The 24973-nt window shown below is 59.5% G+C and carries 22 protein-coding genes; 13 read left to right on the forward strand and 9 right to left on the reverse strand.

The annotated features are described in order from the left end of the window. Position 1: 1 nt before the first annotated feature. The 4 genes from G0Q00_RS03115 to G0Q00_RS03130 form a co-directional block, all read right to left on the reverse strand. Complete coding sequence (locus tag G0Q00_RS03115) at positions 2-1609, reverse strand: alpha-amylase family glycosyl hydrolase (RefSeq protein ID WP_163036305.1); 1608 nt, start codon at positions 1607-1609, stop codon at positions 2-4. Between the two features lie 30 nt (positions 1610-1639). Next, a complete protein-coding gene (locus G0Q00_RS03120; RefSeq protein WP_203564930.1) occupies positions 1640-2776 on the reverse strand; it encodes a carbohydrate ABC transporter permease in 1137 nt (378 codons plus the stop codon). Next, entirely contained in the window at positions 2773-3768 is a 996-nt protein-coding gene (locus tag G0Q00_RS03125) for a carbohydrate ABC transporter permease (RefSeq protein ID WP_163036309.1), read from the reverse strand. The genes G0Q00_RS03120 and G0Q00_RS03125 overlap by 4 nt, the downstream gene beginning before the upstream one ends. A gap of 86 nt (positions 3769-3854) precedes the next feature. Further along, positions 3855-5207 (reverse strand): ABC transporter substrate-binding protein, encoded by a 1353-nt coding sequence (locus tag G0Q00_RS03130; RefSeq protein WP_163036311.1) that lies wholly within the window; start codon positions 5205-5207, stop codon positions 3855-3857. Between the two features lie 258 nt (positions 5208-5465). Between G0Q00_RS03130 and G0Q00_RS03135 the strand changes: the two genes are divergently transcribed. Genes G0Q00_RS03135 through G0Q00_RS03150 form a run of 4 tightly spaced genes read left to right on the forward strand, consistent with a single transcriptional unit; the run spans position 5466 to position 9513 of the window. Further along, on the forward strand, positions 5466-6491 hold the full coding sequence (locus tag G0Q00_RS03135) for a substrate-binding domain-containing protein (protein ID WP_163036313.1): 1026 nt from the start codon (positions 5466-5468) through the stop codon (positions 6489-6491). Positions 6492-6522: 31 nt separating this feature from the next. Beyond that, positions 6523-7851 carry a GH1 family beta-glucosidase gene (locus tag G0Q00_RS03140; protein ID WP_163036315.1) on the forward strand — a complete coding sequence of 443 codons (1329 nt, stop codon included), beginning with the start codon at positions 6523-6525 and terminating at the stop codon, positions 7849-7851. Continuing rightward, positions 7851-8813: a glucokinase gene (locus tag G0Q00_RS03145; RefSeq protein WP_163036317.1), complete on the forward strand. Its 963-nt coding sequence runs from the start codon at positions 7851-7853 to the stop codon at positions 8811-8813. The genes G0Q00_RS03140 and G0Q00_RS03145 overlap by 1 nt, the downstream gene beginning before the upstream one ends. A 43-nt stretch (positions 8814-8856) precedes the next feature. Then, positions 8857-9513, forward strand: a complete 657-nt coding sequence (locus tag G0Q00_RS03150; protein WP_163036319.1) for an NnrU family protein — start codon at positions 8857-8859, stop codon at positions 9511-9513. Here G0Q00_RS03150 and G0Q00_RS03155 read toward each other — a convergent pair. Then, positions 9488-10462, reverse strand: coding sequence for a GlxA family transcriptional regulator (locus G0Q00_RS03155; RefSeq protein ID WP_163036321.1), 975 nt, complete (start codon positions 10460-10462; stop codon positions 9488-9490). The two genes, G0Q00_RS03150 and G0Q00_RS03155, sit on opposite strands and share 26 nt — an antisense overlap. An 82-nt stretch (positions 10463-10544) precedes the next feature. On the opposite strand from G0Q00_RS03155, the gene G0Q00_RS03160 reads away from it, so the two are divergent. The 6 genes from G0Q00_RS03160 to G0Q00_RS03185 are packed head-to-tail and all read left to right on the forward strand — an operon-like array spanning position 10545 to position 17619. Then, the gene (locus G0Q00_RS03160; RefSeq protein ID WP_163036323.1) at positions 10545-11456 is read left to right on the forward strand and encodes a 3-keto-5-aminohexanoate cleavage protein; all 912 of its coding nucleotides are present in this window, start codon (positions 10545-10547) and stop codon (positions 11454-11456) included. Next, positions 11453-12229, forward strand: coding sequence for an SDR family oxidoreductase (locus tag G0Q00_RS03165; protein ID WP_163036325.1), 777 nt, complete (start codon positions 11453-11455; stop codon positions 12227-12229). The genes G0Q00_RS03160 and G0Q00_RS03165 overlap by 4 nt, the downstream gene beginning before the upstream one ends. 6 nt (positions 12230-12235) lie before the next feature. Continuing rightward, positions 12236-13630 carry a carnitine 3-dehydrogenase gene (locus G0Q00_RS03170; RefSeq protein WP_163036327.1) on the forward strand — a complete coding sequence of 465 codons (1395 nt, stop codon included), beginning with the start codon at positions 12236-12238 and terminating at the stop codon, positions 13628-13630. Continuing rightward, complete coding sequence (locus G0Q00_RS03175) at positions 13630-14790, forward strand: acyl-CoA dehydrogenase family protein (RefSeq protein WP_163036329.1); 1161 nt, start codon at positions 13630-13632, stop codon at positions 14788-14790. The genes G0Q00_RS03170 and G0Q00_RS03175 overlap by 1 nt, the downstream gene beginning before the upstream one ends. 1 nt (position 14791) lies before the next feature. Next, positions 14792-16819 carry an acetate--CoA ligase family protein gene (locus G0Q00_RS03180; protein ID WP_163036331.1) on the forward strand — a complete coding sequence of 676 codons (2028 nt, stop codon included), beginning with the start codon at positions 14792-14794 and terminating at the stop codon, positions 16817-16819. Then, positions 16816-17619, forward strand: a complete 804-nt coding sequence (locus tag G0Q00_RS03185; RefSeq protein ID WP_370458524.1) for a carnitinyl-CoA dehydratase — start codon at positions 16816-16818, stop codon at positions 17617-17619. Before G0Q00_RS03180 ends, G0Q00_RS03185 begins: the two co-directional genes overlap by 4 nt. A 64-nt stretch (positions 17620-17683) precedes the next feature. Here G0Q00_RS03185 and G0Q00_RS03190 read toward each other — a convergent pair whose 3' ends face one another. From G0Q00_RS03190 to G0Q00_RS03205, 4 genes are all read right to left on the reverse strand, one after another. Beyond that, a complete protein-coding gene (locus G0Q00_RS03190; protein WP_163036333.1) occupies positions 17684-18706 on the reverse strand; it encodes a glycine betaine/L-proline ABC transporter ATP-binding protein in 1023 nt (340 codons plus the stop codon). Then, positions 18699-19586, reverse strand: a complete 888-nt coding sequence (locus G0Q00_RS03195) for a proline/glycine betaine ABC transporter permease (protein WP_163036335.1) — start codon at positions 19584-19586, stop codon at positions 18699-18701. Before G0Q00_RS03195 ends, G0Q00_RS03190 begins: the two co-directional genes overlap by 8 nt. A gap of 97 nt (positions 19587-19683) precedes the next feature. After that, complete coding sequence (locus G0Q00_RS03200) at positions 19684-20694, reverse strand: glycine betaine ABC transporter substrate-binding protein (protein WP_163036337.1); 1011 nt, start codon at positions 20692-20694, stop codon at positions 19684-19686. A 276-nt stretch (positions 20695-20970) separates the two neighbouring features. Further along, the gene (locus G0Q00_RS03205; RefSeq protein WP_163036339.1) at positions 20971-22572 is read right to left on the reverse strand and encodes a transcriptional regulator; all 1602 of its coding nucleotides are present in this window, start codon (positions 22570-22572) and stop codon (positions 20971-20973) included. Between the two features lie 127 nt (positions 22573-22699). On the opposite strand from G0Q00_RS03205, the gene G0Q00_RS03210 reads away from it, so the two are divergent. From G0Q00_RS03210 to G0Q00_RS03220, 3 genes are read left to right on the forward strand one after another with little or no spacing between them, the layout of a single operon-like run. After that, on the forward strand, positions 22700-23566 hold the full coding sequence (locus G0Q00_RS03210) for a class I SAM-dependent methyltransferase (RefSeq protein WP_163036341.1): 867 nt from the start codon (positions 22700-22702) through the stop codon (positions 23564-23566). Further along, positions 23563-24498, forward strand: a complete 936-nt coding sequence (locus G0Q00_RS03215) for a carbon-nitrogen hydrolase family protein (protein ID WP_163036343.1) — start codon at positions 23563-23565, stop codon at positions 24496-24498. Before G0Q00_RS03210 ends, G0Q00_RS03215 begins: the two co-directional genes overlap by 4 nt. A 21-nt stretch (positions 24499-24519) precedes the next feature. After that, entirely contained in the window at positions 24520-24951 is a 432-nt protein-coding gene (locus G0Q00_RS03220; RefSeq protein ID WP_163036345.1) for a GFA family protein, read from the forward strand. The last annotated feature ends 22 nt before the right edge of the window (positions 24952-24973 follow it).

Below are 24973 nucleotides of genomic sequence, written 5' to 3' on the forward strand. Positions count from 1 at the left end.
GCTACACCTCTTTCTTTTTCATGATCCGCGCGCCCCACGCCGGGATGTCGCTGTCGCTGTCCCCGATTAGCACCTGCCAATCCCCACTGGGCCGGTCAGTCGTGATCAGCGCAGTACCAAGATTGAACTGACACAGGATCCGGTCATCCCCGTGCTGGCGTTCGAACTGCAACAGCGGTCCGTCTGCGACAAGGTTCAGCATCTCGCCTTTGGCGAGGGCGGGATGGGCACGACGGAGAGCGATGACATCGCGATAGTGGTGGATCAGCGCGTCATTACGCGTTTCAGCCTGATCGACCGCCAAGGGCAGATGGTCCGCAGCGACCGGCAGCCATGTGTTGGCACTGGACGAGAACCCACCTTGTGGCGCATTTGCCGACCACACCATTGGCGTGCGGCAACCGTCGCGACCCTTGAATTCTGGCCAGAATTCAATGCCATAGGGGTCTTGCAGGTCTTCGAAGGCGACATCGGCCTCGGCCAGACCAAGCTCTTCGCCCTGATAGATGCAAGCCGATCCACGCAGGGACATCAGAAGGGTCACGAACAGACGTTGTGCTTGATCGGACAAGTCCCAGCGGGTGGCGTGGCGGGCGACGTCATGGTTCGAATAGGCCCAACAGGCCCATCCATCCGGTGCGACCTCGGCCACTTTGTGCATCACTTCCGCGACGCGGGCCGCGTCAGGTTGGTCCCCCGACAGCAACTCGAACGCATAGCACATCTGCACCAGGTCATCGCCACGCGTGTACTCGCCCATGATCTCCAGCCCGCGTTGGGCGTCGCCCACTTCGCCCACGGCCGCAGCACCATAGGGTTCCATCACCGCACGCAGTTTGCGTAGGAACTCCAGCGTCTCGGGCCGGTTTTTGTCGTAGAGATGCTCCTGATGGTTATAGGGGTTCACCGCAGGCGCAATGGTGCTGTTGCGATCCTCGGGCGCCAACGGAGGGTTGTCGCGCAGTTGGGCGTCGTGGGTGTAGAAGTTGATCGTATCCAGACGGAACCCATCTACTCCACGCTCCAGCCAGAACCGGGCCACGTCCAAAAGCGCCTCTTGCACCTCGGGTTCGTGGAAATTCAGATCGGGCTGCGAGGTCAGGAAATTGTGCATATAATACTGCTGCCGTTTCCCGTTCCATTGCCACGCCGAGCCGCCGAAGATCGACAGCCAGTTTGTCGGCGCAGTCCCATCGGGCTTCGGCTCGGCCCAAACATACCAGTTGGCCCTGTCATTCTCGCGATCCTGACGGCTTTCCTGAAACCATGCATGCTGGTCCGAGGTATGGCTGAGCACCAGATCGATCATCACCTTCAGCCCCAGCCCATGCGCGGCGCTGATCAGCTGGTCGAAATCAGACAGCGATCCGAACATGGGGTCCACGTCACAGTAATCGGACACATCATAGCCGAAATCCTTCATCGGCGATTTGAAGAAGGGCGAGATCCAGACCGCATCCACGCCCAGTGACGCGATATGCGGCAGGCGGCGGGTGATCCCCACCAGATCGCCGATCCCGTCGCCATTGTCGTCTTGATAGCTGCGCGGATAGACCTGATAGATCACCGCGCCACGCCACCAATCGGGGTCCTTGGTCAGGTGTCTCATATCCTGTTGAGAAACGGTTGCGTTCATGTGTCAGCCCCCTTTGACGGAACCGGCCAGCAGGCCGCGCACGAGATAGCGTTGGAGTGAGAAGAAAACGAAGATTGGCACTGCGATCGAGACAAAGGCCGAGGCCGCGAGGATTTCCCAATCGCCCCCGCGCGAGCCAAGCAGTTCGACGATACGGCCGGTCATGACCAGCTCGTCCTCACCGGTGCCAAGGAAGACTTTGGCGACCAGAAGGTCGTTCCAGACCCACAGGAACTGGAAGATCGCGAAGGATGCCAGCGCCGGGAAAGAAAGCGGCAAGATGATGCGGCGGAAGATCTGGAAATCTGTGGCCCCGTCCACACGGGCGCTTTCGATGATCTCGCCCGGCAGTCCGACCATGTAATTGCGCAAGAGGAAGACCGCCAGGGGCAATCCGAACCCGGTGTGCGCCAGCCAAATGCCTAGATAGCCTTTGCCCAATCCGACCCCGTTATGAAGTTTCAACAGCGGAATGAAGGCGACCTGCAGTGGCACGACCAGCAGGCCGACCACGGAGGCAACTAGAAGCGCCCGGCCCGGCATCTCCATCCACGCAAGCGCATAGGCGGCGAAGGCGGCGACCAGCACCGGGATGATGGTGGCCGGGATGGTCACGGTCAGCGTGTTCATCAGCGACTGGCCCATGCCCTCGGCAAAGAGAACCTCGCGGTAATTGTCCAGCGTGAAGCCGGGTGGCGTTTCAGCCCGCACAAACAGACGTTGCCCTCGATTTCCGCTAGGTTCTTCCTCATATTCAATACGATAGTGCCCATCCGACTGCACCGTGATCTTATGTCCCCGCGCATGAGTTGCGGTATCGCCGGGAGTAAACGCCTCGGGTTCTTTCGAGGTGATGCCAAAGGCGGTGACGGTTACGCCCTGCCCTTCCAACACCTGCCCTTCGATCACCCACAGATCACCTTCCGGCTTGGCTTCATCCGGCGCCAAGGCACGTTCAATCACGTTCTTTTCCGACGCAGACAAGGCCGTCCACCAGCCCGAGGTCGAGATCGCGTCCCGATCCCGAAACGAACTGATCAACAGCCCAACCGTCGGGATCACCCACAGCAGCACTAGCAGGGCTGCCGACAGGTTGACCGCCCATGTCAGGCGGGATTTGCCTCCTGCCATATCCATCAGCGTGTCTCCTTGTGTGCGTTGTAGATGTTCCAGACCATGACCGGCGTCACCAGAAGCATGATCACCACCACGATGGCCGATCCGCGCCCGAAATCCGGGGATCCACGGAACATCCAGTCATACATGAGATTGGCCAGTACCTGAGTACCCCATTGGCCGTTGGTCATGGCGAAAACGATGTCGAAAACCTTCAGAACGGTCACCGTGATCGTCGTCCACACCACCGCAATCGTGCCCCAGATCTGCGGGATCTTGATCTTGAAGAAGACTTGAAGCGGGCTGGCGCCATCCAGATAGGCGGCCTCGATCGTTTCTTCGCTGATGCCTTTCAAAGCGGCCGACAGGATCACCATCGCAAAGCCCGTCTGAATCCAGATCAAGATCGCCATCAGGAAGAAGTTGTTCCAGAACGGCAGTGTGATCCACGCTTGTGGGTCGCCCCCGAACGCCTGAACCAAAGCGTTCAGAAGGCCGATTTGCTCGCCCTGATTGTCACCTCGATAGTCATAGATGAACTTCCAGATCACCGCCGCACCAACAAAGCTGATCGCCATAGGCATGAACACAAGGCTTTGCGCCGCCTGTCCCCACTTGATGCGGTCTGTCAGCCCAGCTGCAACCAGTCCGAAAAAGGTCGAGGCAGCGGGCACAACGAGGAGCCAAAGCAGATTGTTTACGAGGCTTTCTCGAAATTTCTCGTCCTGAGCAAGCCATGTGTAGTTGCCAGCTCCGACGAAATCTCCGCTGCTATCATGCAGCGACAGGTAGGCCGTCGAGAACACCGGATAGAGCAGGTAAATCGACAGGATCGCCAATGCGGGGAAGACGAACAGCCAAGGACGAATGGCATTCGCCCGGTTGATGTTGCGCCCGGCATTTGGCCCCTTGGCGGGCAGAAGCCGATCCAGAATGACGTTTGAGAAATAGAAATAGGCGACGCACCCAAAGACACCGATGATGATTGTGGATATCGCGAAGATTGCCTGTTGCATGGCTCCCCCTTCCAACCGAACGGCCACTCGATTTGGACAGTCCCCCGGCGATCCTGCCGCCGAGGGATCGTTTTTTCAGATCCGATTTACTTGATCGAGTCCCATGTCGACTGGATCGAGGCCGCAACCTCGGCCGCGTCTTTACCGCCTGCATAATCAACCATACCGGTCCAGAAGACGCCCGCACCAATCGCACCCGGCATCAGGTCCGATCCGTCGAAGCGGAACGTGTCTGCATTCAGCAGGATGTCGTTCATCTTTGCGACAGTCGGGTCCGTGTAGACGCCGGTGTTCACACCCTTATGCGGGGTCAGGAACCCGGTCTGAGCCATCCATACTTCGTGCGCGATGGGGGATTTCAGGAAGTCCATAAATGCCTGAGCGCCCTTGCTGTCAGAGGTAATCGCCCACAACGTACCGGCACCCAAAACGGGTTTGCCCAAGTCTTTCCCTTCGTAGGCTGGGAAGTAGAAGAAGTCCGCATCTACGCCCACTTCAGTCCCCTCTGGGAAGAAGCTTGGAATAAAGCTGGCCTGACGGTGCATGTAACACTGCGGCGGCGACGCGAACATCCCCTGCGGGCTATCGCGGAAGTCGGTGGTCGCCACGGCACCTGCCCCACCTGAAACATAGGCATCATTACGCGCAAACGCGCCGAACTCTTCGATTGCAGCGACCACTTTGGGATCGTCGAATTTCAGGTCGTTGGATACCCAAGCATCATAGTCGGCCGGTGTCTGCGTGCGCAGCATCATGTCCTCAACCCAGTCGGTCGCCGGCCAGCCGGTGGCCCCGCCGGACCCCAGACCGATGCACCACGGAACACCACCATCGTCCACAATCTGATCGGTCAACGCCTTCAACTCTTCCATCGACTGCGGCACGTCATAGCCCGCATCTTCAAAGTTTTCGGGTACATACCAAACCAGCGACTTCAGATCGACCTTGTAGAAGAAACCATAGTGTGCGGCGTTGCCGTCTTTCCCTGCATAGGTGCCCAGATCCACCCAGCTTTGACCTGCCGCATAGTTGTCACGTACCCAGTCCGCCGTTCCATCCGGCAAAGCAGACAGAAAGCCTTTTGAGGCCAAATCTGCGGCGAGTCCCGGCTGAGGGAACACCGCAATGTTGGGTGCGCTGCCAGCTTCGGCATCAATCACGATCTGCTGCTCGAAACTGTCCGAACCGGAATACAGCACATCCGCGCCGGTTGCGTGCTCGAAATAGGCGATCACGCTTTCCACCAATTCTTTGTCCGGTCCAAGCCAAGGGCCAAGCACGGTAATCGTCTCGCCCGACAGATCCATCGACTTCAGGGCTTCAAAACTATCCCAGGTAAACGCCCCGTCCCCCGGAGCAAACTTCAAGTGCCCGTCGGCATATCCAGCACCAGCCGACAAGGCCAACGCGGCAGCGCTTGCGTAAAACACGTTCTTCATAATGTCCTCCCACGACATTTCATCGAACCCGATGATGATTAGACCGGAAAACCGGTTGCGCCCTGCGGAACTTCAATTTTCCCAAAGCGCTTTGAATGCTTCACAGTTACCCGTTATCCGATTCCTGTCAACAGCAATGTTAGCGCCATCACTTTCTTCACTTTAACCTTTACATATATGGTTTTTAGGGAATAGCGTAGGAAGCAATCCCCTGGTCGATGACCAACTCACACTACCAAACCGCTTTGGAATTTACGCATGACCCTCAAGGAACTCTCTGATCTACTCGGGCTTTCGCCGACCACGGTCAGCCGCGCCTTGAACGGCTACCCCGAAGTATCCGAGGCCACGCGCAAGAAGGTTGCCGCGGCCGCACACGCCCATGGATACGCCCCAAACACCCGCGCCCGCGCGCTGGCGACGGGCCGCGCGATGGCCATCGGGCATGTGATTCCCATCAGCGCGAAGCATGAGATGGTGAACCCGATCTTCGCAGACTTCACGGCTGGCGCGGGCGAAGTGTACTCACGCAATGGCTATGACATGCTGATGTCCGTAGTATCGGATGACGATGAGGAACAGGCCTATCGCAGCTTTGCCACCAAGCGAAATGTGGATGGGCTGATCATCCACGCGCCAAGTCTGAACGACCAACGTATCCCCTTCCTGAATGATCTGGGCCTGCCCTATGTGGTGCACGGACGCAGCTCGAACGCGACGGCGCCTTATGCATGGGTCGACGTAAACAACACACGCGCGTTCCAACGCGCGACCGAGCTGTTGCTGGATCTAGGCCACCAGCGGATTGCCCTTCTGAACGGGCTTGAGCATATGGACTTCGCCGCGCGCAGGCGCGCCGGATATGAAGCTGCCCTTGCCTCGCGTGGGGTCGACCCTGATCCATCCTTGATGTTTTCCGGCGAAATGACCGAGGCACAAGGCCATGACCTGACGCGCACCCTTCTGGCGCGCCCGGATCGCCCGACCGCGATCTTGGTCAGCTCGATGATCATGGCCATCGGGGTGCGCCGCGGGATCGAAGAACTTGGCCTGACACTGGGACGTGATGTGTCGCTGATCACTTATGACGATGACCTCAGCTATTTCCGTAATGGCTCGGACATCCCCGTCTATACCGCCACCCGGTCGTCAGTGCGCGAGGCCGGGCGGCGTGCAGCACAAATGCTGATCGACATCATCAACGGAAAGGACAGCCCGACCGAGCTGTTGCTTGAGGCCGAGCTAACGCTGGGCATGTCCACGGGCCCCGCCCGCCGCGGCTAACACCAAAACCAAAACCGAAGGAACAAGACTGATGCTGCCACATCGCTCTGATTTTCCGTCTGATTTTCTGTTCGGGGCTGCGACCTCGGCCTATCAGATCGAAGGCCACGCCCAAGGCGGTGCTGGACGCACCCACTGGGACGATTTCGCTGCGACCCCCGGCAATGTCGCCGGAGCCGAAAACGGATCCATCGCCTGCGATCACCTGAACCGGATGGACGAAGATTTGGACCTCCTGAAAGCCGCCGGGTTCGACGTCTATCGCTTTTCGACAAGCTGGGCGCGTGTCTTGCCTGACGGGCGCGGTACGCCAAATGCGCAAGGCTTGGATTTCTATGATCGCCTGATAGATGGGTTGCTCGAGCGCGGGATCAAACCCGCCGCGACACTGTATCACTGGGAGCTTCCGTCGGCGCTGTCTGATCTGGGGGGCTGGCGCAATCGCGACATCGCGAACTGGTTTGCCGACTACACCGAGATCCTGATGTCCCGCATCGGCGATCGCGTCTGGTCCGCCGCCCCGATCAACGAACCGTGGTGCGTGACGTGGCTGTCGCATTTCGAAGGCGCACATGCGCCGGGCCTGCGCGACATCCGCGCCACCGCCCGCGCCATGCATCACGTGTTATTGGCCCACGGGCGCGCGACGCAGGTCATGCGCGGGCTGGGCATGAGTAACCTTGGCGCCGTTTGCAATATGGAGTTCGCAGCACCCGCCAAAAAGACAGAAGCCTCACGCAATGCGGCACGGGTTCAAGACGCGATCTATAACCGTTTCTTCATCTCGGGCATCACCAAGGGCTGCTACCCGGATGACGTCCTGGAGGGCCTCGGCGCGCATTTGCCAGACGGGTGGCAGGATGATTTCAACACGATCACCCAACCCATCGATTGGATCGGCCTGAACTATTACACCCGCAAACTTTACGATGCAGCGCCCACGGGCGCCCCGTGGCCCGCAACAATCGACGTCGAAGGCCCACTTCCGAAAACCGCCATGAACTGGGAGGTCTACCCGGAAGGCCTGTCCCATTTCCTGACGATGATCCAGCGCGAGTACACAGGCGACCTGCCGATCTACGTCACCGAAAATGGGATGGCCGGGCAAGCTGAACTCTCGGGCGATCCTCTCTCAGATCCCGATCGCATCGCTTACCTGCAAGCTCATCTGGCGCAAGTTCAAGAGGCATTGGCACGAGGCATACCCGTTAAAGGGTATTTTATCTGGTCTCTTTTAGACAATTACGAGTGGGCCGCGGGATACGCACCAAGGTTTGGCCTGATACATGTGGACTGGATGTCCTTAAACCGTTATCCGAAGGCATCGTTTAGCGCTATCAAAGAGGCTTTGAACAGCTGATGCCCCACCACTCGATCGTCGCGGATGTCGGCGGCACCAACACCCGCGTAGCCATCGCGCGCGACGGGCAGGTTCTGCCAGACAGCATTCGCAAATTCGCCAATGCGGGCCACGACAGCCTGACCGACATCCTTTCGGCCTACCGGAACAGCCATGACACGGTGATGTTCGAGCAGGCCGCCGTCGCTATCGCTGGGCCGGTGCGCGATGGAGAGGGGCGCCTGACCAATCTGGACTGGTCGATTGATTGCCCGTCCTTGACGCAGGCAACCGGTGCACCGGATGCGCATGTTCTCAATGACTTGCAAGCGCAGGCCCATGCGGTCGGCTCTCTTGACCCGGCCAAAGTCGAAATCATCCGATCAGGCCAGAACGCCAGTCCCGAGGCCGCCCATCTGGTGGTCGGAATTGGCACCGGGTTCAACTCGGCAGTGGCCTATCACACTTCAGGTGGGCGGCTTGTGCCGCCAGCCGAAAGTGGTCATGCCACCCTGCCCGTCAGCACTGCAGATCAGCTTGCTTTTGCTCAGTATCTGCGCAGCCGTTTCAGTCACGCTGCAATCGAAGACGCGCTGTCCGGGCGCGGGCTTGGACATTGCCACGACTGGCTCTGTCATCGTGCAGGGCAGCCGATCGGCGTGAAATCCGCACAGGTTTTTGCCGATGCTGAAGCTGGTAACGACAAGGCGAAAGAGGCAATCAACCTGTTCAGCTGCATCCTCGGCACCGTTCTGGGGGATCTGGCCCTGACCACCCTGCCCTTTGGCGGGATCTATCTGGTGGGCGGCATGTCCCGTGCGATTGCGCCGTGGCTAGATAAGACGGGTTTCGAGGCAGCGTGGTATGACAAAGGACGGTTTGGTCCGTTCCTGGATCAGTTCCCGATCCGTCTGGTCACAGATGACTATGCCGCATTGACGGGATGTGCCAGTTTCCTGGAAGAGTTCCGCACCGCGCACTAGTCCAAGGCAAGTTGCGGCACTTTTGATCGATAGCGGAGGCATCATGCTGGATTGGGCCATCTATATCATTGCGATTCTGGTGTTTTTCCTGACGCATTCGATCCCCGTGCGTCCTACCAACAAGGCGAGGGTCGTCGCGCACCTGGGCGCGCGCGGCTTCACGCTGGGCTATTCTACGCTGTCCATCGCGACCCTCAGCTTTGTGATCATCGCCGCAAACCACACGCCCTTTGTCGAGCTGTGGCCTTGGGCGCCTTGGCAGAACTACGTGACGCTAATCGCAATGGCAGGCGCGGTGTTGATCGCGTCTTTGGCAATCGGACGCCCGAACCCGTTGTCTTTCGGCGGCGGCAACAATGATCAGTTTGATCCGCGCACCGCAGGCATCATCGGCTGGGTGCGCCACCCACTTCTGGCTGCGTTACTATTGTGGTCATTGGGCCACCTGATCCCCAATGGCAATCTCGCCCATGTGATCCTTTTCGGCCTGCTTGCCAGCTTCTCATTCCTTGGAAAGCGGATCATCGACAAACGCAATCAAAGGCTTCTGGGCCTCGAGAATTGGCAGCATCTGTCACACACACAGCGAGACATCGCAATCACATGGTCCGGCCTGATGCGCGTCTGCATTGGCATCGCCATCTATCTTCTGCTCTTGTATGTCCACAGCGCGATCATCGGCGTGACACCCCTGCCCTGACCAGTTCGCCGCGCGCAACCGCCAATGGCGTCAAACCGAACTCTTGCCGGAACGCCCGGGCAAAGGCGCTGGCATCCGCGTATCCTGATCGAAGCGAGACTTCCGCAACCGACAATCCGCCCGCTTCCAGCATCCGTCGCGCCGCGTTCAGACGCAGGCGTCGATAGACCTTGCGGGGTGATGCCCCGAAGTGGCGTTCGAAACGCGCCTCGAGATCGCGTTGCCGACAGCCCGACAGTCGCGCCAATGCAGGAATGGTCAGCGGGACCTCGATATTGGCTTCCATCGCGCGCAGGCATGTGTCCACACGGCGGTCCGAGCGCGCACGCGCGACGATCTGTGGCGCGGTGGCGTTCTCGGACATGAACATCTGATTGATCTCTAGCAAAATGGCAGCACCGTGATCCTGCCCGATCAACTCACAGGTCAGTTCATACGCCGCCATCCCCCCACTGCAGGTGATCCGGTCACGGTCCTGCAACCATCGGGCGCGCTCGACCTCGATGTCGGTGAACTGTTCAGCAAAGGCATCCTGCAAATCGAAGTGAATGGTTGCACGATACCCATCCAGCAGCCCTGCCGCCCCCAACAGCCAGCATCCCGCATCAACTCCTGCAACGGATGAGAATCGCCCCGCCAAACCGCGTAAAACCCTGCGTGTCTGCGCAGTTGAGTGGCGAACATGGTCATAACTTGCCACGGCATAAACCACGTCCCCCCTGTCAATATCTGCCAAGCGCGCCGTGGGCATGATTGGCAAACCGCTTGAGGTATGCGCCACTTCATCATCCGGCGTCACAATGCGCCAGCGATACGCCTCACGCCCCAACAACGTGTTGGTTGCCCGCAGCGGCTCCAACAGGTTTGCAAGCGCAAGGTTCGAGAACCTGTCGAACAGGAGAAACGCAATTTCCCGCGTTCTGGAGTCGGATTTATACCAAATCTGCATACTCTCAACTAATTCCGCACGGTACTATCCGTCAATTCCCCATGTGATGAACAGGTGAAATTCCGCATCAGGAGGGAACAGGATGCCGCTTCAAATGAACCGCGAAGTTTTTATCACTGCCGCTGTGACCGGCTCGGGCAGCACGCAGGACCGTTCGCCCCATGTGCCACGCAGCCCCAAGGAAATCGCTGACAGCGCCATCGAGGCCGCTAAAGCAGGTGCCGCCGTAGTTCACTGCCACGTGCGTGACCCCGAAACCGGCACGCCTTCGCGCGATCTGAAACTGTATCGCGAAGTCACCGACCGCATTCGCGACGCAGAAGTCGACGTGGTTCTGAACCTGACCGCCGGGATGGGTGGCGATATCGTGTTTGGACCGACCGATGCGCCCTTCCCCGTGAACGCCAATGGCACGGACATGATTGGCGCCGAGGAACGCGTCGCGCATGTGGCTGAATGCCTGCCCGAAATCTGCACACTGGATTGCGGCACGATGAACTTCGCGGAAGCGGATTATGTGATGACCAACACCCCCGGCATGCTGCGTGCGATGGGCCAGATGATGACCGATCTCGGCGTGAAGCCCGAGATCGAGGCCTTCGACACCGGCCATCTCTGGTTCGCCAAAGAGCTCGTGAAAGAAGGCATCTTGGAACCCAACGCCCTTGTACAGCTGTGCATGGGTGTGCCGTGGGGCGCACCGGATGATTTGAACACCTTCATGGCAATGGTGAACAACGTGCCGGACGATTGGACCTTCTCGGCCTTCTCGCTGGGACGGAACCAGATGGCCTATGCGGCTGCCTCGGTGCTGGCAGGGGGCAACGTGCGCGTCGGGCTTGAGGACAACCTGTGGCTCGATAAAGGCGTCTTGGCCACCAACGCGCAACTGGTCGAGCGCGCCCGCGGCGTGGTCGAGGGTATGGGCGCACGCATCATCGGCCCCGCCGAAGTACGCGAGAAACTGGGTCTGACCAAACGAGCGCCTGTATGAACGGGCTTGAAGGAAAGCGCGTTCTGATCACCGCCGGCGGCAGCGGCATTGGCGCGTGTTTCGCCCGCCGCTTCCACGCGGCTGGGGCCAAGGTCGCGATCTGCGACATGGACGCAGAGGCGTTGGCAGAAACTGCAAGCGCCCTGCGGGGGGTGATTTCGGTCGCGGCCAATGTCACACAACCCGGCGAGATGCAGGTGCTATTTGACCAACTCGACAGTGATTGGGGCGGTGTCGATATGCTCTGTGCCAATGCCGGCACCGGCGGCCCGGCAGGCCCGATCGAGGATCTGTCGCTTGAGGATTGGCGCGCCTGCATTTCGGCCAATCTGGACGGCGCGTTCCTGGCCTGTGGCTGGGCGGCGCGTCACATGAAGGAACAAGGCAACGGAAGTATGCTCCTGACCTCCTCGACGGCGGGGCTTTGGGGCTATCCGATGCGATCCCCATACGCGACGGCAAAATGGGGCGTGATCGGTTTGATGAAAACGCTAGCCTCCGAGCTTGGCCCCTATGGCGTCCGCGTAAACGCGCTTTGCCCTGGAGCCGTCGAAGGCCCGCGCATGGAGCGGGTGATCACCCGTGAGGCCGAGGCACACGGGTTGGACCCGGAAGAACTGCGCAAACGCTATGTCACGGGCGTGGCGATGAAAACATGGGTCACGGCAGACGATCTGGCAGACACGGCGCTTTTCTTGGCGTCGGACGCCAGCTCCAAGGTCTCGGGTCAGGCCTTGGCCGTCGATGGACATACTGAAAGCTTGGTAGGATAGACGACAATGAAAGCAGCGATTATTGGCGGTGGCGTGATCGGCGGCGGATGGGCCGCGCGCTTCCTTTTGAACGGTTGGGACGTCGCCGTGTTCGACCCGGACCCCGAGGCTGAACGCAAAATCAGCGAAGTCATGGACAATGCGCGCCGCGCGCTACCAGGGCTCTATGAAACCGCGTTGCCAACCGAAGGTAAACTGACCTATCACGCTAGTCTGCCCGAGGCTGTCGCGGACGCCGACTGGGTGCAGGAAAGCGTACCGGAACGGCTCGACCTGAAGCACAAGGTACACGCGAGCCTGATGGAATTGGCCCCCGAAACAGCCATCATCGGCTCATCCACTTCAGGTTTCAAGCCTTCGGAATTGAATGAAAAAGGCGCGCGCGCCGTGGTCGCGCACCCGTTCAATCCTGTCTATCTTCTGCCGCTGATCGAACTGGTTGGCGACGCAGACACCTGCGCCCGAGCCGCTGATATTCTGCGCGGGATCGGCATGTTCCCCCTGACTGTCCGCAAGGAAATCGACGCCCATATCGCGGATCGGTTCCTTGAAGCGGTCTGGCGCGAGGCGCTGTGGCTGGTCAAAGACGGCATCGCCACCACCGAAGAAATCGACGAGGCCATCCGCATGGGCTTTGGCCTTCGCTGGGCGCAAATGGGCCTGTTTGAAACCTACCGCGTGGCTGGTGGCGAAGCTGGCATGAAGCATTTCATGGCGCAGTTCGGCCCCTGCCTGTCATGGCCCTGGACCAAACTGATGGACGTCCCCGAGTTCACGGACGAACTTGTCGACCTGATCGCGGGCCAGTCTGACGCCCAATCCGGCCACATGTCGATCCGCGAATTGGAACGCCTGCGCGATGACAACCTCGTGTCGATGCTGCGCGCTCTGAAAGCGCGGGGCGAAGGCTCTGGCGCGGGGCGCGTGATCCGGAACCACGAGACAGGTCTGTGGCCTGCCATGTCAGATGAGACGCCAATGCGTACCGTCGCGCGTGACGTTCCCATCGACTGGACGGACTATAACGGCCACATGAATGAGGGACGTTATGGGCAGGTATTCTCGGACGCCGCCGACCGCGTGATGATCCATGTGGGCGCGGATGCGGACTATATCGCCTCGGGGTTGAGCTATTTCACTGCCGAGACCACCATCAAGTATCTGGATGAATGCCACGCGGGCGAAGCGGTCTATGTCGACAGCACCATCACGCTGGGCGAAGGCAAGAAACTGCGCCTGTGGCACGAGATGAAGCGCGCCTCGGACGGCGGAACTCTCGCCACGTGCGACCAGTTCCTGCTGCATGTGGACCTGAACACCCGCAAATCCTGCCCGCCAGCCCCCGCCGTCGAAGCACGCGTCGAGGCGCTGGCCAAACTACACGCCAAAGGAGACGCGTGATGCATTTCGGATTGTCTGAAGAACAAGAGATGATCGTCTCGACCGTGCGGTCGTTCGTGGAAAACGAGATCTACCCGCATGAGGCCGAGGTCGAGCGCACGGGTCAGGTGCCGCATGAGCTGGGGATGGAGATCAAGCAGAAATGCATTGATCTGGGATTCTACGCCTGCAACTTCCCGGAAGAGGTCGGCGGTGCGGGTCTGTCCCACCTCGACTTCACGCTGGTCGAGCGTGAGCTTGGACGCGGCTCGATGGCGCTGACCCATTTTTTCGGGCGGCCCCAGAACATCCTGATGGCCTGTGACGGCGACCAGCGCGAACGCTACCTGCTGCCCGCCGTGCGGGGCGAAAAGATGGACGCGCTTGCCATGACCGAACCAGATGCAGGATCGGATGTGCGTGGCATGAAAGCCAACGCGGTGCGGGATGGCGGCGACTGGGTTCTGAACGGATCCAAGCACTTTATCTCTGGCGCAGAACACGCTGATTTCTTTATTGTTTTCATCGCGACCGGTGTGGACGACACCCCCAAGGGGCCAAAGAAACGCATCACCTGCTTCCTTGTGGATCGTGGAACGCCCGGCTTTGAAGTGCGCGAGGGCTACAAGTCCGTCAGCCATCGCGGTTACAAGAACTATGTGCTCGATTTCGACAATTGCCGCCTGCCCGATGCGCAGGTACTGGGCGAGGTTGACGGCGGTTTCGCAGTGATGAACGAATGGCTTTACGCCACCCGCCTGACGGTTGCAGCCTTCTGCGTCGGGCGCGCGCGTCGCTGCTTCGATCTGGCGCTGGACTACGCTGCCGAGCGTAAACAATTCGGCCAGCCGATCGCCAAGTTTCAGGGCGTCAGTTTTCAGATCGCCGACATGATCACCGAGATCGACGCCGCCGACTGGCTGACCCTTTCGGGCGCGTGGCGGCTGGACCAGAACCTGCCCGCAAACCGCGAGATCGCCTCGGCCAAGCTTTATGCATCTGAAATGCTCGCCCGCGTGACCGACGCAAGCCTGCAGGTCTTCGGCGGCATGGGGCTGATGGACGACTTCCCGATTGAGCGCTTCTGGCGCGATGCCCGCGTCGAGCGGATCTGGGACGGTACATCAGAAATCCAGCGCCACATCATCAGCCGCGACCTGTTCCGGCCATTGGGAGCCTAAGATGGGTCGCCTCAACCGGCTTCTTCGCCCGCGCTCCATCGCTGTGATTGGCGGTGGAGTCTGGTGCGCCAATGTGATCGAGCAATGCCGCAAAGTGGGCTTTCAGGGCGACATCTGGCCCGTCCACCCGACGAAACCCGAAGTCGGTGGGCTGGCCACTTACCCCTCAATCGAAACGCTCCCCTCTGCGCCCGATGCAAGCTTTATCGGTGTGAACCGAAACGTAACCATCGAGGCCGTTGCCGCGCTGTCTGCTGTCGGTGCAGGGGGTGCAATCTGCTTTGCCTCTGGCTTTCGCGAAGCCAGCGCCGAGCTCCTGGACGGCGCGGCTCTGGAACAGGCGCTTCTGGAGGCTGCCGGGGACATGCCGATCATCGGTCCCAACTGTTACGGGCTTCTGAACCTGTTGGACGGCGCCGCGCTTTGGCCTGACCAACACGGTACGACGCGTTGCGACAGTGGTGTGGCGATCATCACCCAAAGCTCAAACATCGCGATCAATCTGACCATGCAGAGGCGCGGCTTGCCTGTTGCTTACGTGGTCACAGCGGGCAATCAGGCACAGACCGGGTTGGCCGAGATCGGACAAGCATTGCTGGAAGACAGCCGCGTTACCGCGCTGGGGCTGCATATCGAGGGGATCGGCGATCTGCGCGCGTTCGAGGCACTGGCCCGGCGGGCAACAGAACTGGGCAAACCCATCGTCGCCTTGAAGATTGGTCGGTCTGATCAAGCCCGTGCCGCCACGATCTCGCATACAGCATCCCTTGCCGGTAGCGACGCAGGTGCACGGGCGCTTTTAAGGCGCTTGGGCATCGGGCAAGTGGACGATCTGTCGGCCTTTCTCGAGGCACTTAAGCTGCTACATATCACCGGCCCGCTTAGCTCGAACCGCATTGCCTCGGCCTCGTGCTCGGGTGGCGAAGCCAGCTTGATGGCAGACGCGGCTCACACCTACCAGATCGATTTCCCCCCCCTCACACCCACTCAATCGGACGGGCTGCGCGCAGCGCTTGGTCCGAAGGTCGCGCTTGCCAATCCGTTAGACTACCACACCTATATTTGGGGCGACGCAGCGGCCATGACCGCGACCTTCACCGCGCTGCTGCAAGGCGATCTGTCGCTTGGGATCGTTGTCTTGGACTTCCCGCGCACGGACCGCTGCGACGGGGCTGAATGGGATCTGGTGATCGATTCCGTCGAGGCCACCATGACCGCCACGGGACGCCCCATGGGCATTCTCGCCTCGCTTACGGACACTATGCCCGAGGCCGTCGCTCAGGACCTGATGGCGCGCGGTATCGTGCCATTTTCCGGAATGAAAGAGGCGATGGCGGCCATTGATCTGGCGGCAAACCTGCCCGCGATGACCACAGACGCCCTGTTTCTGGAGCCTCCTGCGGACAAGGGTTCGACACTATCAGAAGCCGAAGCGAAATCTGCGTTGGCGCAGTTTGGGCTGCGGGTGCCCGGGGCAGACCGGGCGATCTCTCCTGAAACCGCTGCAGCCGTCGCCGATAGCGTGGGCTTCCCCGTTGTACTGAAAGGCGAAGGCGTCGCTCACAAGACCGAAGCAGGAGCAGTCGCTCTGGGTCTGTCCACTGCATCGCAGGTCGAGACCGCTGCGCGTGCCATGCCAACCGACAGCTTCCTTGTTGAAGAAATGCTGACCGCTGTTCTGGCCGAGCTACTCGTCGGCGTGACCCACGATCCGGCGCATGGTTATGTGCTGACGCTCGCGGCCGGAGGAACGCTGACCGAGATCCTGAAAGACAGCCGCTCTTTGCTGGTGCCTGCCAGCCGTACGCACATCCGCGCCGCGCTTGAACAATTGAGGATCGCACCCTTGCTTGCAGGGTATCGCGGCGCTGCGCCTGCAGATATGAACGCCGTGCTGGACGCAATTGACGCGATCCAGTCCTATGTGATGGCCAATCCCGTGGCCGAAATTGAAGTGAACCCGCTTATGGTCATGGCCGATCGCGCCGTGGCCGCTGATGCCCTGATCCGTACCGGAGGAGAGACATGACCGACCTGACAAACCTGACCGACGGCCCGATCCGTACAGCCCGCAAGGGTCATGTGTTCGAGGTCACGCTGGACCGTCCTAAGGCCAACGCGATTGATCTGGCCACCAGCCGGATCATGGGTGATGTGTTCACCGCGTTTCGCGATGATCCTGAACTGCGCGTCGCGCTTCTGACCGCCGAAGGTGATAAGTTTTTCTGCCCCGGGTGGGATTTGAAAGCGGCTGCGGACGGCGATGCTGTGGATGGCGACTATGGCGTCGGCGGCTTTGGCGGGTTGCAAGAGCTGCGCGGACTAAACAAGCCCGTTATCGCGGCCGTGAACGGCATCTGCTGCGGCGGCGGGCTGGAACTGGCGCTGTCGGCTGACATCATCCTAGCTGCGGATCACGCCAGCTTTGCGCTGCCGGAAATCCGGTCGGGTACTGTTGCAGATGCGGCCTCGATCAAGCTGCCCAAGCGGATCCCCTATCACATCGCGATGGAGATGCTTTTGACCGGGCGCTGGATCGACGTCGAGGAAGCTGCGCGCTGGGGCATGGTTAACCATATTTATCCAGCCGCCGACCTGATGGCCGAGGCGCGCAAACTGGCCGAGCTACTGGCGTCCGGCCCACCACTGGTCTACGCCGCGATCAAGGAAGTCGTGCGCGAGGCTGAGGACATGAAATTTCAGGACGCGCTGAACAAGATCACCAAGAGCCAGTTTGAAACGGTAGAAAAGCTCTATCGGTCCGAAGATCAGCTGGAAGGCGCGCGGGCCTTTGCAGAAAAGCGCGATCCGGTATGGAAGGGTAAGTAACCACCCTCAAGATTCAAAAGGGCGGCCCGGATAGGACGCCCTTTCGTGTTTCTGAGATACCAGATCAGGCGTGCATCGCCGCCACCGCGTCGGCCAGATGAACCTGCCCTGTGACTTTGCCATGTTCGTCCTTCACCGGCACGATATGCCCTTCGGCGCCTGCGATCACTTCAAGAGCGTCCTCAAGCACCATGCTGTCCGCCAAGGCATCCCCCGCCGGAGCAGCTCCGTTCAGGGGCTTTTGAAGCGCGCGCAAGCGCACCACTTTGGCGCGGTTGATCTCGCGCGTGAAGTCCGCGATGTAGTCGTCCGCCGGGTGCAACACGATGTCCTGCCCATCGCCGGTCTGGATCAACGCCCCATCCCGCAGGATGGCAATGTTGTCGCCCAGTCGCAGCGCCTCGTCCAAGTCGTGGGTAATGAAAACGATGGTCTTGTGAAGCTCTTCCTGAAGCTCCAGCAGGATACCTTGCATATCCATCCGGATCAGCGGATCCAGCGCCGAGAACGCCTCGTCCATTAGAAGGATATCGGCATCGGTGGCCAGCGCTCGCGCAAGACCCACACGCTGTTGCATGCCGCCCGACAGCTGTCCGGGATAGTAATCTTCGTATCCCGACAGCCCCACACGATCCAACCAGTGGCGCGCGCGCTTCCCAGCTTCGTCTTCTTTAATCCCCTGAATCAGCAGACCGTATTCGGCGTTTTCGAGAACCGTGCGGTGGGGCAGAAGTGCGAACTTCTGAAACACCATCGACATCTTGAAACGGCGCAAATCACGCAGACGATTTTCATCCATCGCCAGAACGTCTTCACCATCGACGATCACCTCGCCGGCCGTAGGATCAATCAAGCGGTTCAGGTGGCGAATAAGCGTCGACTTGCCCGACCCGGACAGCCCCATCACCACTTGGATCTTACGATCGTGCATATCCAGCGAGATGTCATTCAAGCCAAGCACATGGCCGGTTTGCTCCAACAGATCATCCTTGGACAGACCATCGCGCACCTTCTTCATCGCCTTGGCAGGGTTGTTGCCAAAGATCTTATAAAGGTTGCGGATCGAGATCTTGATGTCATCAGTCATGGCCAGTCTCCCGATACGCTTGCAGGCGTTTGCCATAGGTCTGACTGACACGGTCAAAGATGATCGCCAGTGCCACAATGGCCAAGCCGTTCATCAGGCCAAGTGCCAGATACTGGTTTGAAATGGCCCGCAACACAGGAACGCCAAGCCCCTGCACACCGATCATCGAGGCTATGACGACCATCGACAGTGCCATCATGATGGTCTGGTTTACACCCGCAAAGATGTTGGGCAGCGCCAGTGGAATCTGCACGCCAAAAAGCTTCTCTTTGTAGGAGGCGCCGAAGGCCTCGGCGGCCTCCATCACCTGTTTGTCTACAAGTCGGATGCCCAGATTGGTCAGGCGCACGATAGGCGGCAGCGCATAGATACAGACCGCCAGAAGCCCCGGCACCTTGCCGATGCCCAGAAGCATCACCACCGGGATCAGGTAGACGAAGCTGGGGATCGTCTGCATCACATCAAGAATGGGCGTGATGATCGACTGTGCGCGGTCATAGCGTGCCATCAACACGCCAAGCGGAATGCCCACGAGGATACACAGGAACGTCGCGACCGAGATGATCGCCAGCGTCGACATCGTGTCTTCCCACATACCAAAAAAGCCGATGACCATCAGACAGACCCCTGCCCCAAAGGTGATCTTCCACGATCGGGCACCGGCATAAGCCAACCCGCAGAGCACAACGATAATGATAGGCCACGGAGTGGCGAGAAGCAGGTCCTCGAACCAGACCAAGAACTTGAGAAGCGGATAGAAGATTGCTTCGATTGTTTCACCCCATGCGCGGGTGAATTCGCGGAACGTGCCGTCAATCGCACGTCTGAGCGCACTCAGGTCTTTGCGCCCAAGTGACGGGAATTCGGTCAGAAACTCCATGTCCTGCCCCCCTGTGTATTTTGCTTATTCATGCATTCGCCAAGGGCACATACAGCGCCCTCGGCTAGGTTCAAATCGGCTGCGCGATCCCTTTGGATCAGAGCGCGCCTTTGACCTTGTCCGCCACGTCTGCCGGCACCCAAGTGGTCCAGAGGTCTTCGTGGATGGACAGGAACTCATAGGCTGCGTCTTCGCCAGTTGCCTGATTGTCGGTCATGAAGACCAGCATTTCGTTCATCACAGAGCCAGGAAACACGCGAGCCTTGAAATAGTCCTGCGCCGGGCCCGAGTTCGCGACGAAATCATCGGTCACAACGGTCGAGACCTGACTTTCGGTCCAGGACGACGGTTTCGGGTCAGCACAGTCCTGCTCGGCTTTTACCATGCAGCCGTCCCAGTTTTCGGACCCGCCCCATTCGGCTTCAAACGGCAGTTTCACCATCTGGTATTTGCCGATCAGAGCCGTGGGCGACCAGTAATAGCCAAACCAAGGTTCGCCACGTTCGGCAGCCTTGGCCATCGAGCCATCCAGCCCCGCGCCGGAACCCGGATCAACGATAACCCAGCCTTTGTCTTCCATGCCGAAGGCGCGGAACAGGTTGGCGTTGGTCAACTGACAGCCCCAGCCCGCCGGACAGGTTACGAAGGCGCCTTTCGACGGGTCTTCCACATCCGGAAACAGGTCCGGGCGCGCCAGCACCTTCTCAACGGTATTCAGGTCGGGGTGTGCTTCTGCAAAGGCCGGGGTGATCCACCAGCCCTCGCCCAGATCGGTGATCGGGCCGTCATTCAGGACAACCATCGACCCCTCGCCAGTGGCGATGGCCAGAGGTTCACGTACGGCGTTGGTCCAAAGCTCGGGCGCCACATCTGGCTGACCCTTTTCATTCATCGAAGCAAATGTGGTGGTGGTGGCACCGGGCACTTTTTCGACATCGCATCCATAGCCTTCGCTCAGGATGATGGCATCAACGTTCGCCATCAACTCGGCCGAGGCCCAGTTCATTTCGGCAATGGAAACCTTGCCGCATTCCTCCGCTGCTGCGCCTTGGCTGAACGCAAACAAAGCACCAGCTACACCAAGTGCACCTTTGATAGTTTTTTTCATTGTTGGGGTTTTCCCTATCCAGATCTTTGTCGACTTGAAGGGCCGCGGATCTTCGGTTTCACGGCCAGTCACCAGCCCTCGCGGCTGATTTCCCGGATGTATCGACCTTGCGGCGTCACTGCTCCGAGCTGCCTCAGCAGTGAACCACGGAGAATGCGAAATTGCAACATCTTTGAATATTTCCCCGCACAGGCGCAAATATACACAAGATATTGTGGTCTCTCGTGAAATCTTCTTGCGAAACCCTCAGAAACGCCCCCCCCCTGCAGGAGAGCACTATTGCAGGCCAGCTTTACCAAGATCCGAGGTCAGCGCCGTAATCTGCGTCTGCGAGGTCATCGGGTAGGTCGTCCAAAAAGTCTTTAGCGAGTACATCGGCTCGATGCTCAGGATCTCTTCCACCTCCCATTCGGCGCTTTCGATATCCCCTTGCCGCACCATACACGCGGCCATGTATATACGCGCTTCCAAGTTCGAAGGGTTTCGTGCGGACGCTTCGCCTAAATTGATCAATGCCTGCTCGCACTCATCCAGAAAGTAATAGGCGCGCCCGAGGAGTAAAAAATAGAGATAGCCCGCGTCGGGCTGCAACCGGATCGCGTCACGCAAAAGCGGCAACGTGTCGGCAGGCTGGCCCGTATATGTCCGAATTCCCCCCAGCAGGGCCAAGGCATCAGCGTATCCGGGGTCCCTCTTCCGGGCTTCATTCAGGGCGGCCTCGGCTGCCGCAAAGTTGCGCCTTTGCGTTTGAACGTATCCAATCACCCAGTATTGGTCCGGCAGATCAGGTTCAATGCTCAGCGCGGTTTCTGCCATCGCCTGCGCCTGACCAAGTGCATGTTCTGTATCATTCACCCAACCGTTGCGAAAATCAGCGGCATGGGTCAGGGCCAAACCACCATACGCCCGCGCAAAATTGGGATCACGCGCGATCGCTTGCTGATACAGCCTTCGAGCGTGGGTATTGCTTTGTGGGTCGCGCGGTAAAAGGGCCGCGCGGGCTTGTAAGAACAGATCATAGGCCTCGATGCTGTCGGTCAGCGCACGCGATTGCGCGGTCCGATGTGCCAGATCGATATCAAGCGCCAAAGCAGCGACGAGATCGGCCTCGATCAGGGCCTGTACCTCAAGAAGATCTGAAAACGCGCGGTCATGTCGCTGGGTCGATAGGATAACGCCCGTGACAGCGTCGCTTAGCCGCGTGTCGATCCGGATGCGCGCGCCTGCCCGCAAGACATTACCTTCTAGGTGATAGTCGGCGCTTGACCCGGTGTTCAACTGGGACGCCACGACCTGTGGCACACCAACCAAACCGTTCAGTATGGATTGTTGGACACCTTGCGCCAGATAATCCTGCGCGGGATCTCCACTGATGTTCTGAAACGGTGCAACGGCGACGTGAACGCGGTCATCGCCCCGCACAACGACCTCGTGTACAGGGTCTTCAAGCTGCCAAAGGGCGACAAACAGCCCTGCTATCAAGACAAGCATTCCAGCCCCGGCGGCTAGAATGCTTCCCAGTTTCCATCCCCCCGCGTGCTGAGGCGCAAGCGGTGACACATCAGCGATCAACCGATACCCTCGTTTCGGGATGGTCTCGATTACGCGTGGATTGCGGGCATCATCCTTAAAGGCTTTGCGGATCTTGATGATCGCATTGGTCAGACTGTCGTCCCCCACGATCACATCGCCCCAGATCGCATCCTGCAGCTGATCACGCGACACGACCTCTCCGGCGTGGGCGAAGAGGTGGACAAGCACCTCCATCGACTTCGGCTCCAGCCGCGTGACCTGATCCCCCAGCGCAATCTCGTTGGTGTCCGGCGTCACAATGTGATCCAGCACAACGTATTGGGGATGATCTTCAGAGGACGGCATAAGCACGCGCTTTCATGGGGTTTTTCTTATCATAGCGCAAAAAACGGAAAACCGTCGGAAAACCGTTGGGACTTTTTCCGACGATGTTTTGCAGGCTTTCAGAAGAGCTTTGACTGGAGGGCACACAATGACGGCGTTCAATGCAGAAACGTATAAAACGACCACACATGCGCAGTGGCAAGATGCGGCAAAAGCGTGGAATGATTGGGGGCGTGTCCTGAACGAATGGCTGGGGCCTGCAACCGAAACCATGTTGGACATGGCGGGGATCACCCACGGCAGCCACGTTCTGGATGTGGCCGCAGGGGCTGGCGAACAATCCCTTGTTGCCGCCGAGCGGGTTGGTCCAACGGGCCGGGTGCTGGCCACCGACATCTCGGAAAACATCTTGGAGTTTGCCGCCGAGAATGCGCGCGCTGCAGGGCATGACCAACTGGACACTCTGGTCGCCGATGGCGAGGTTCTGGACGTGCCCCCGGCCTCGTTCGATGCAGCGATTTCCCGTGTTGGCCTGATCTACTTCCCGGATCAACAAGCAGCATTGGCGCGCATTCGCAGGGCGCTGAAATCCGGCGGGCGCTTTGCAGCGATGGTCTATTCCACGCCTGACCGAAACGGGTTCTTTTCGACCCCGGTGTCCATCATTCGCGAACGTGCAGCCCTGCCGCCCCCGCTGCCCGGACAACCTGGCCCCTTCAGCCTTGGCGGTGCAGGAGTGCTGGCAAATGTGCTACAAGAAGCCGGGTTCGACGACATCGAGGAACGGGTAATCGAGGCACCGCTGCGCCTGCCCCATGCATCCGATTGCTTGCGGTTCGAAAAGGAAAGCTTTGGTGCGTTGCACCAGATGCTCTCCGGCCTCGCGCCCGAAGACCGCGAAAGCGTCTGGAACGAGGTTGCCGACGCCTTGACCGGCTATGAAACAGAAAATGGCTTCGTCGGCCCGTGTGAAATGGTCGTCGTCTCGGGCCGCAACGGAAAGGACATCCAATGAAAACCGCAGTTGTTCAGGAACCACCCGTCTATCTGGATCTGGCAGCCAGCATGGAGCGTGCCGTCGGGTTGATCGAAACGGCTGCCGCTGAAGGCGCCAAGCTGATCGTTTTCCCCGAAGCGTGGTTTCCCGGCTACCCCACCTTCGTCTGGCGCCTGCCGCCCGGCGCGGGCATGGGGAAAACGGACGAGCTGTTTACCCGCCTGCAAGCCAACGCGATTGATCTGAGCCGCGGGGGAATGACCCCGCTGCAGGACGCAGCACGCGAGCACGAGATGGTGATTGTCGCAGGCTATCAAGAGCTGGACGGAGCCGTGTCGGGCTCGACCCTCTATAACTCCTGCGTGATCATTGATGCAGACGGCACGATCGCGAACAACCATCGTAAGCTAATGCCCACCAACCCGGAACGCATGGTCTGGGGATTTGGGGATGGATCAGGCCTGAAAGTGGTCGACACTGCCGTGGGCCGGATCGGTGCGCTGATCTGCTGGGAAAACTACATGCCTCTGGCCCGCTTCGCCATGTACGCCCAAGACATCGACATCTATGTCGCGCCCACTTGGGATAGTGGCGACACATGGCTGGCCACGATGCAGCATATCGCGCGCGAAGGCGGGTGCTGGGTGATCGGCTGCGCCACCGCGCTCGAGGTTGCAGATATCCCGACCGACATCCCGCATTACGACGAACTGTTCCCAAACAAGGACGAATGGGTGAACCCCGGCGACGCCGTGATCTACAAGCCCTTTGGCGGCGTCATGGCAGGTCCGATGCACCGCGAAAAGGGTCTGCTGTTGGCCGAAATTGATCCCGCCGAGGCCCGCGCCTCGCGGCGCAAATTCGACGTGGCCGGTCACTATGCGCGCCCGGATGTGTTCAGCCTGTCCGTCAACCGTGCAGCGCAACCGCCTGCAACCTTCACTGATTAACCACTGAAAAGGAGAACTCCCATGTCAGATCAAACCTACCACGGAAGCTGTTTCTGCGGAAAAGTCGCATTTTCTGTCAAAGGCACCCCCGCCGGGATGGGCTATTGCCACTGTACGTCGTGCAGAACGTGGTCGGCAGCGCCGGTCAATGCCTTTACGCTGTGGGACCCGGCCAGCCTGACCATCACCGCAGGCGAGGAGCACATTGCGACCTACTGCAAGACCCCTCAAAGCCACCGGAAATACTGCACCTCCTGCGGCGGTCACCTGATGACCGACCATCCTGAAATGGGGTTGGTCGACGTTTATGCGGCGATGTTGCCGGATTTGGATTTCCAACCCGCTCTACATGTTCACTATGGCGAGAAAGTCCTGAGCATTCCGGACGGCCTGCCTAAGTTCAACGATATGCCCGCTGAACTTGGCGGAAGTGGGAAGGAGCTTCCTGAATAGACGCGCCAGCAGTCTGTAATAC

Origin of the sequence: Aliiroseovarius sp. PrR006, assembly GCF_010500215.1 — a bacterium.
In the GTDB taxonomy this organism is placed as follows: Bacteria; Pseudomonadota; Alphaproteobacteria; order Rhodobacterales; family Rhodobacteraceae; genus Aliiroseovarius.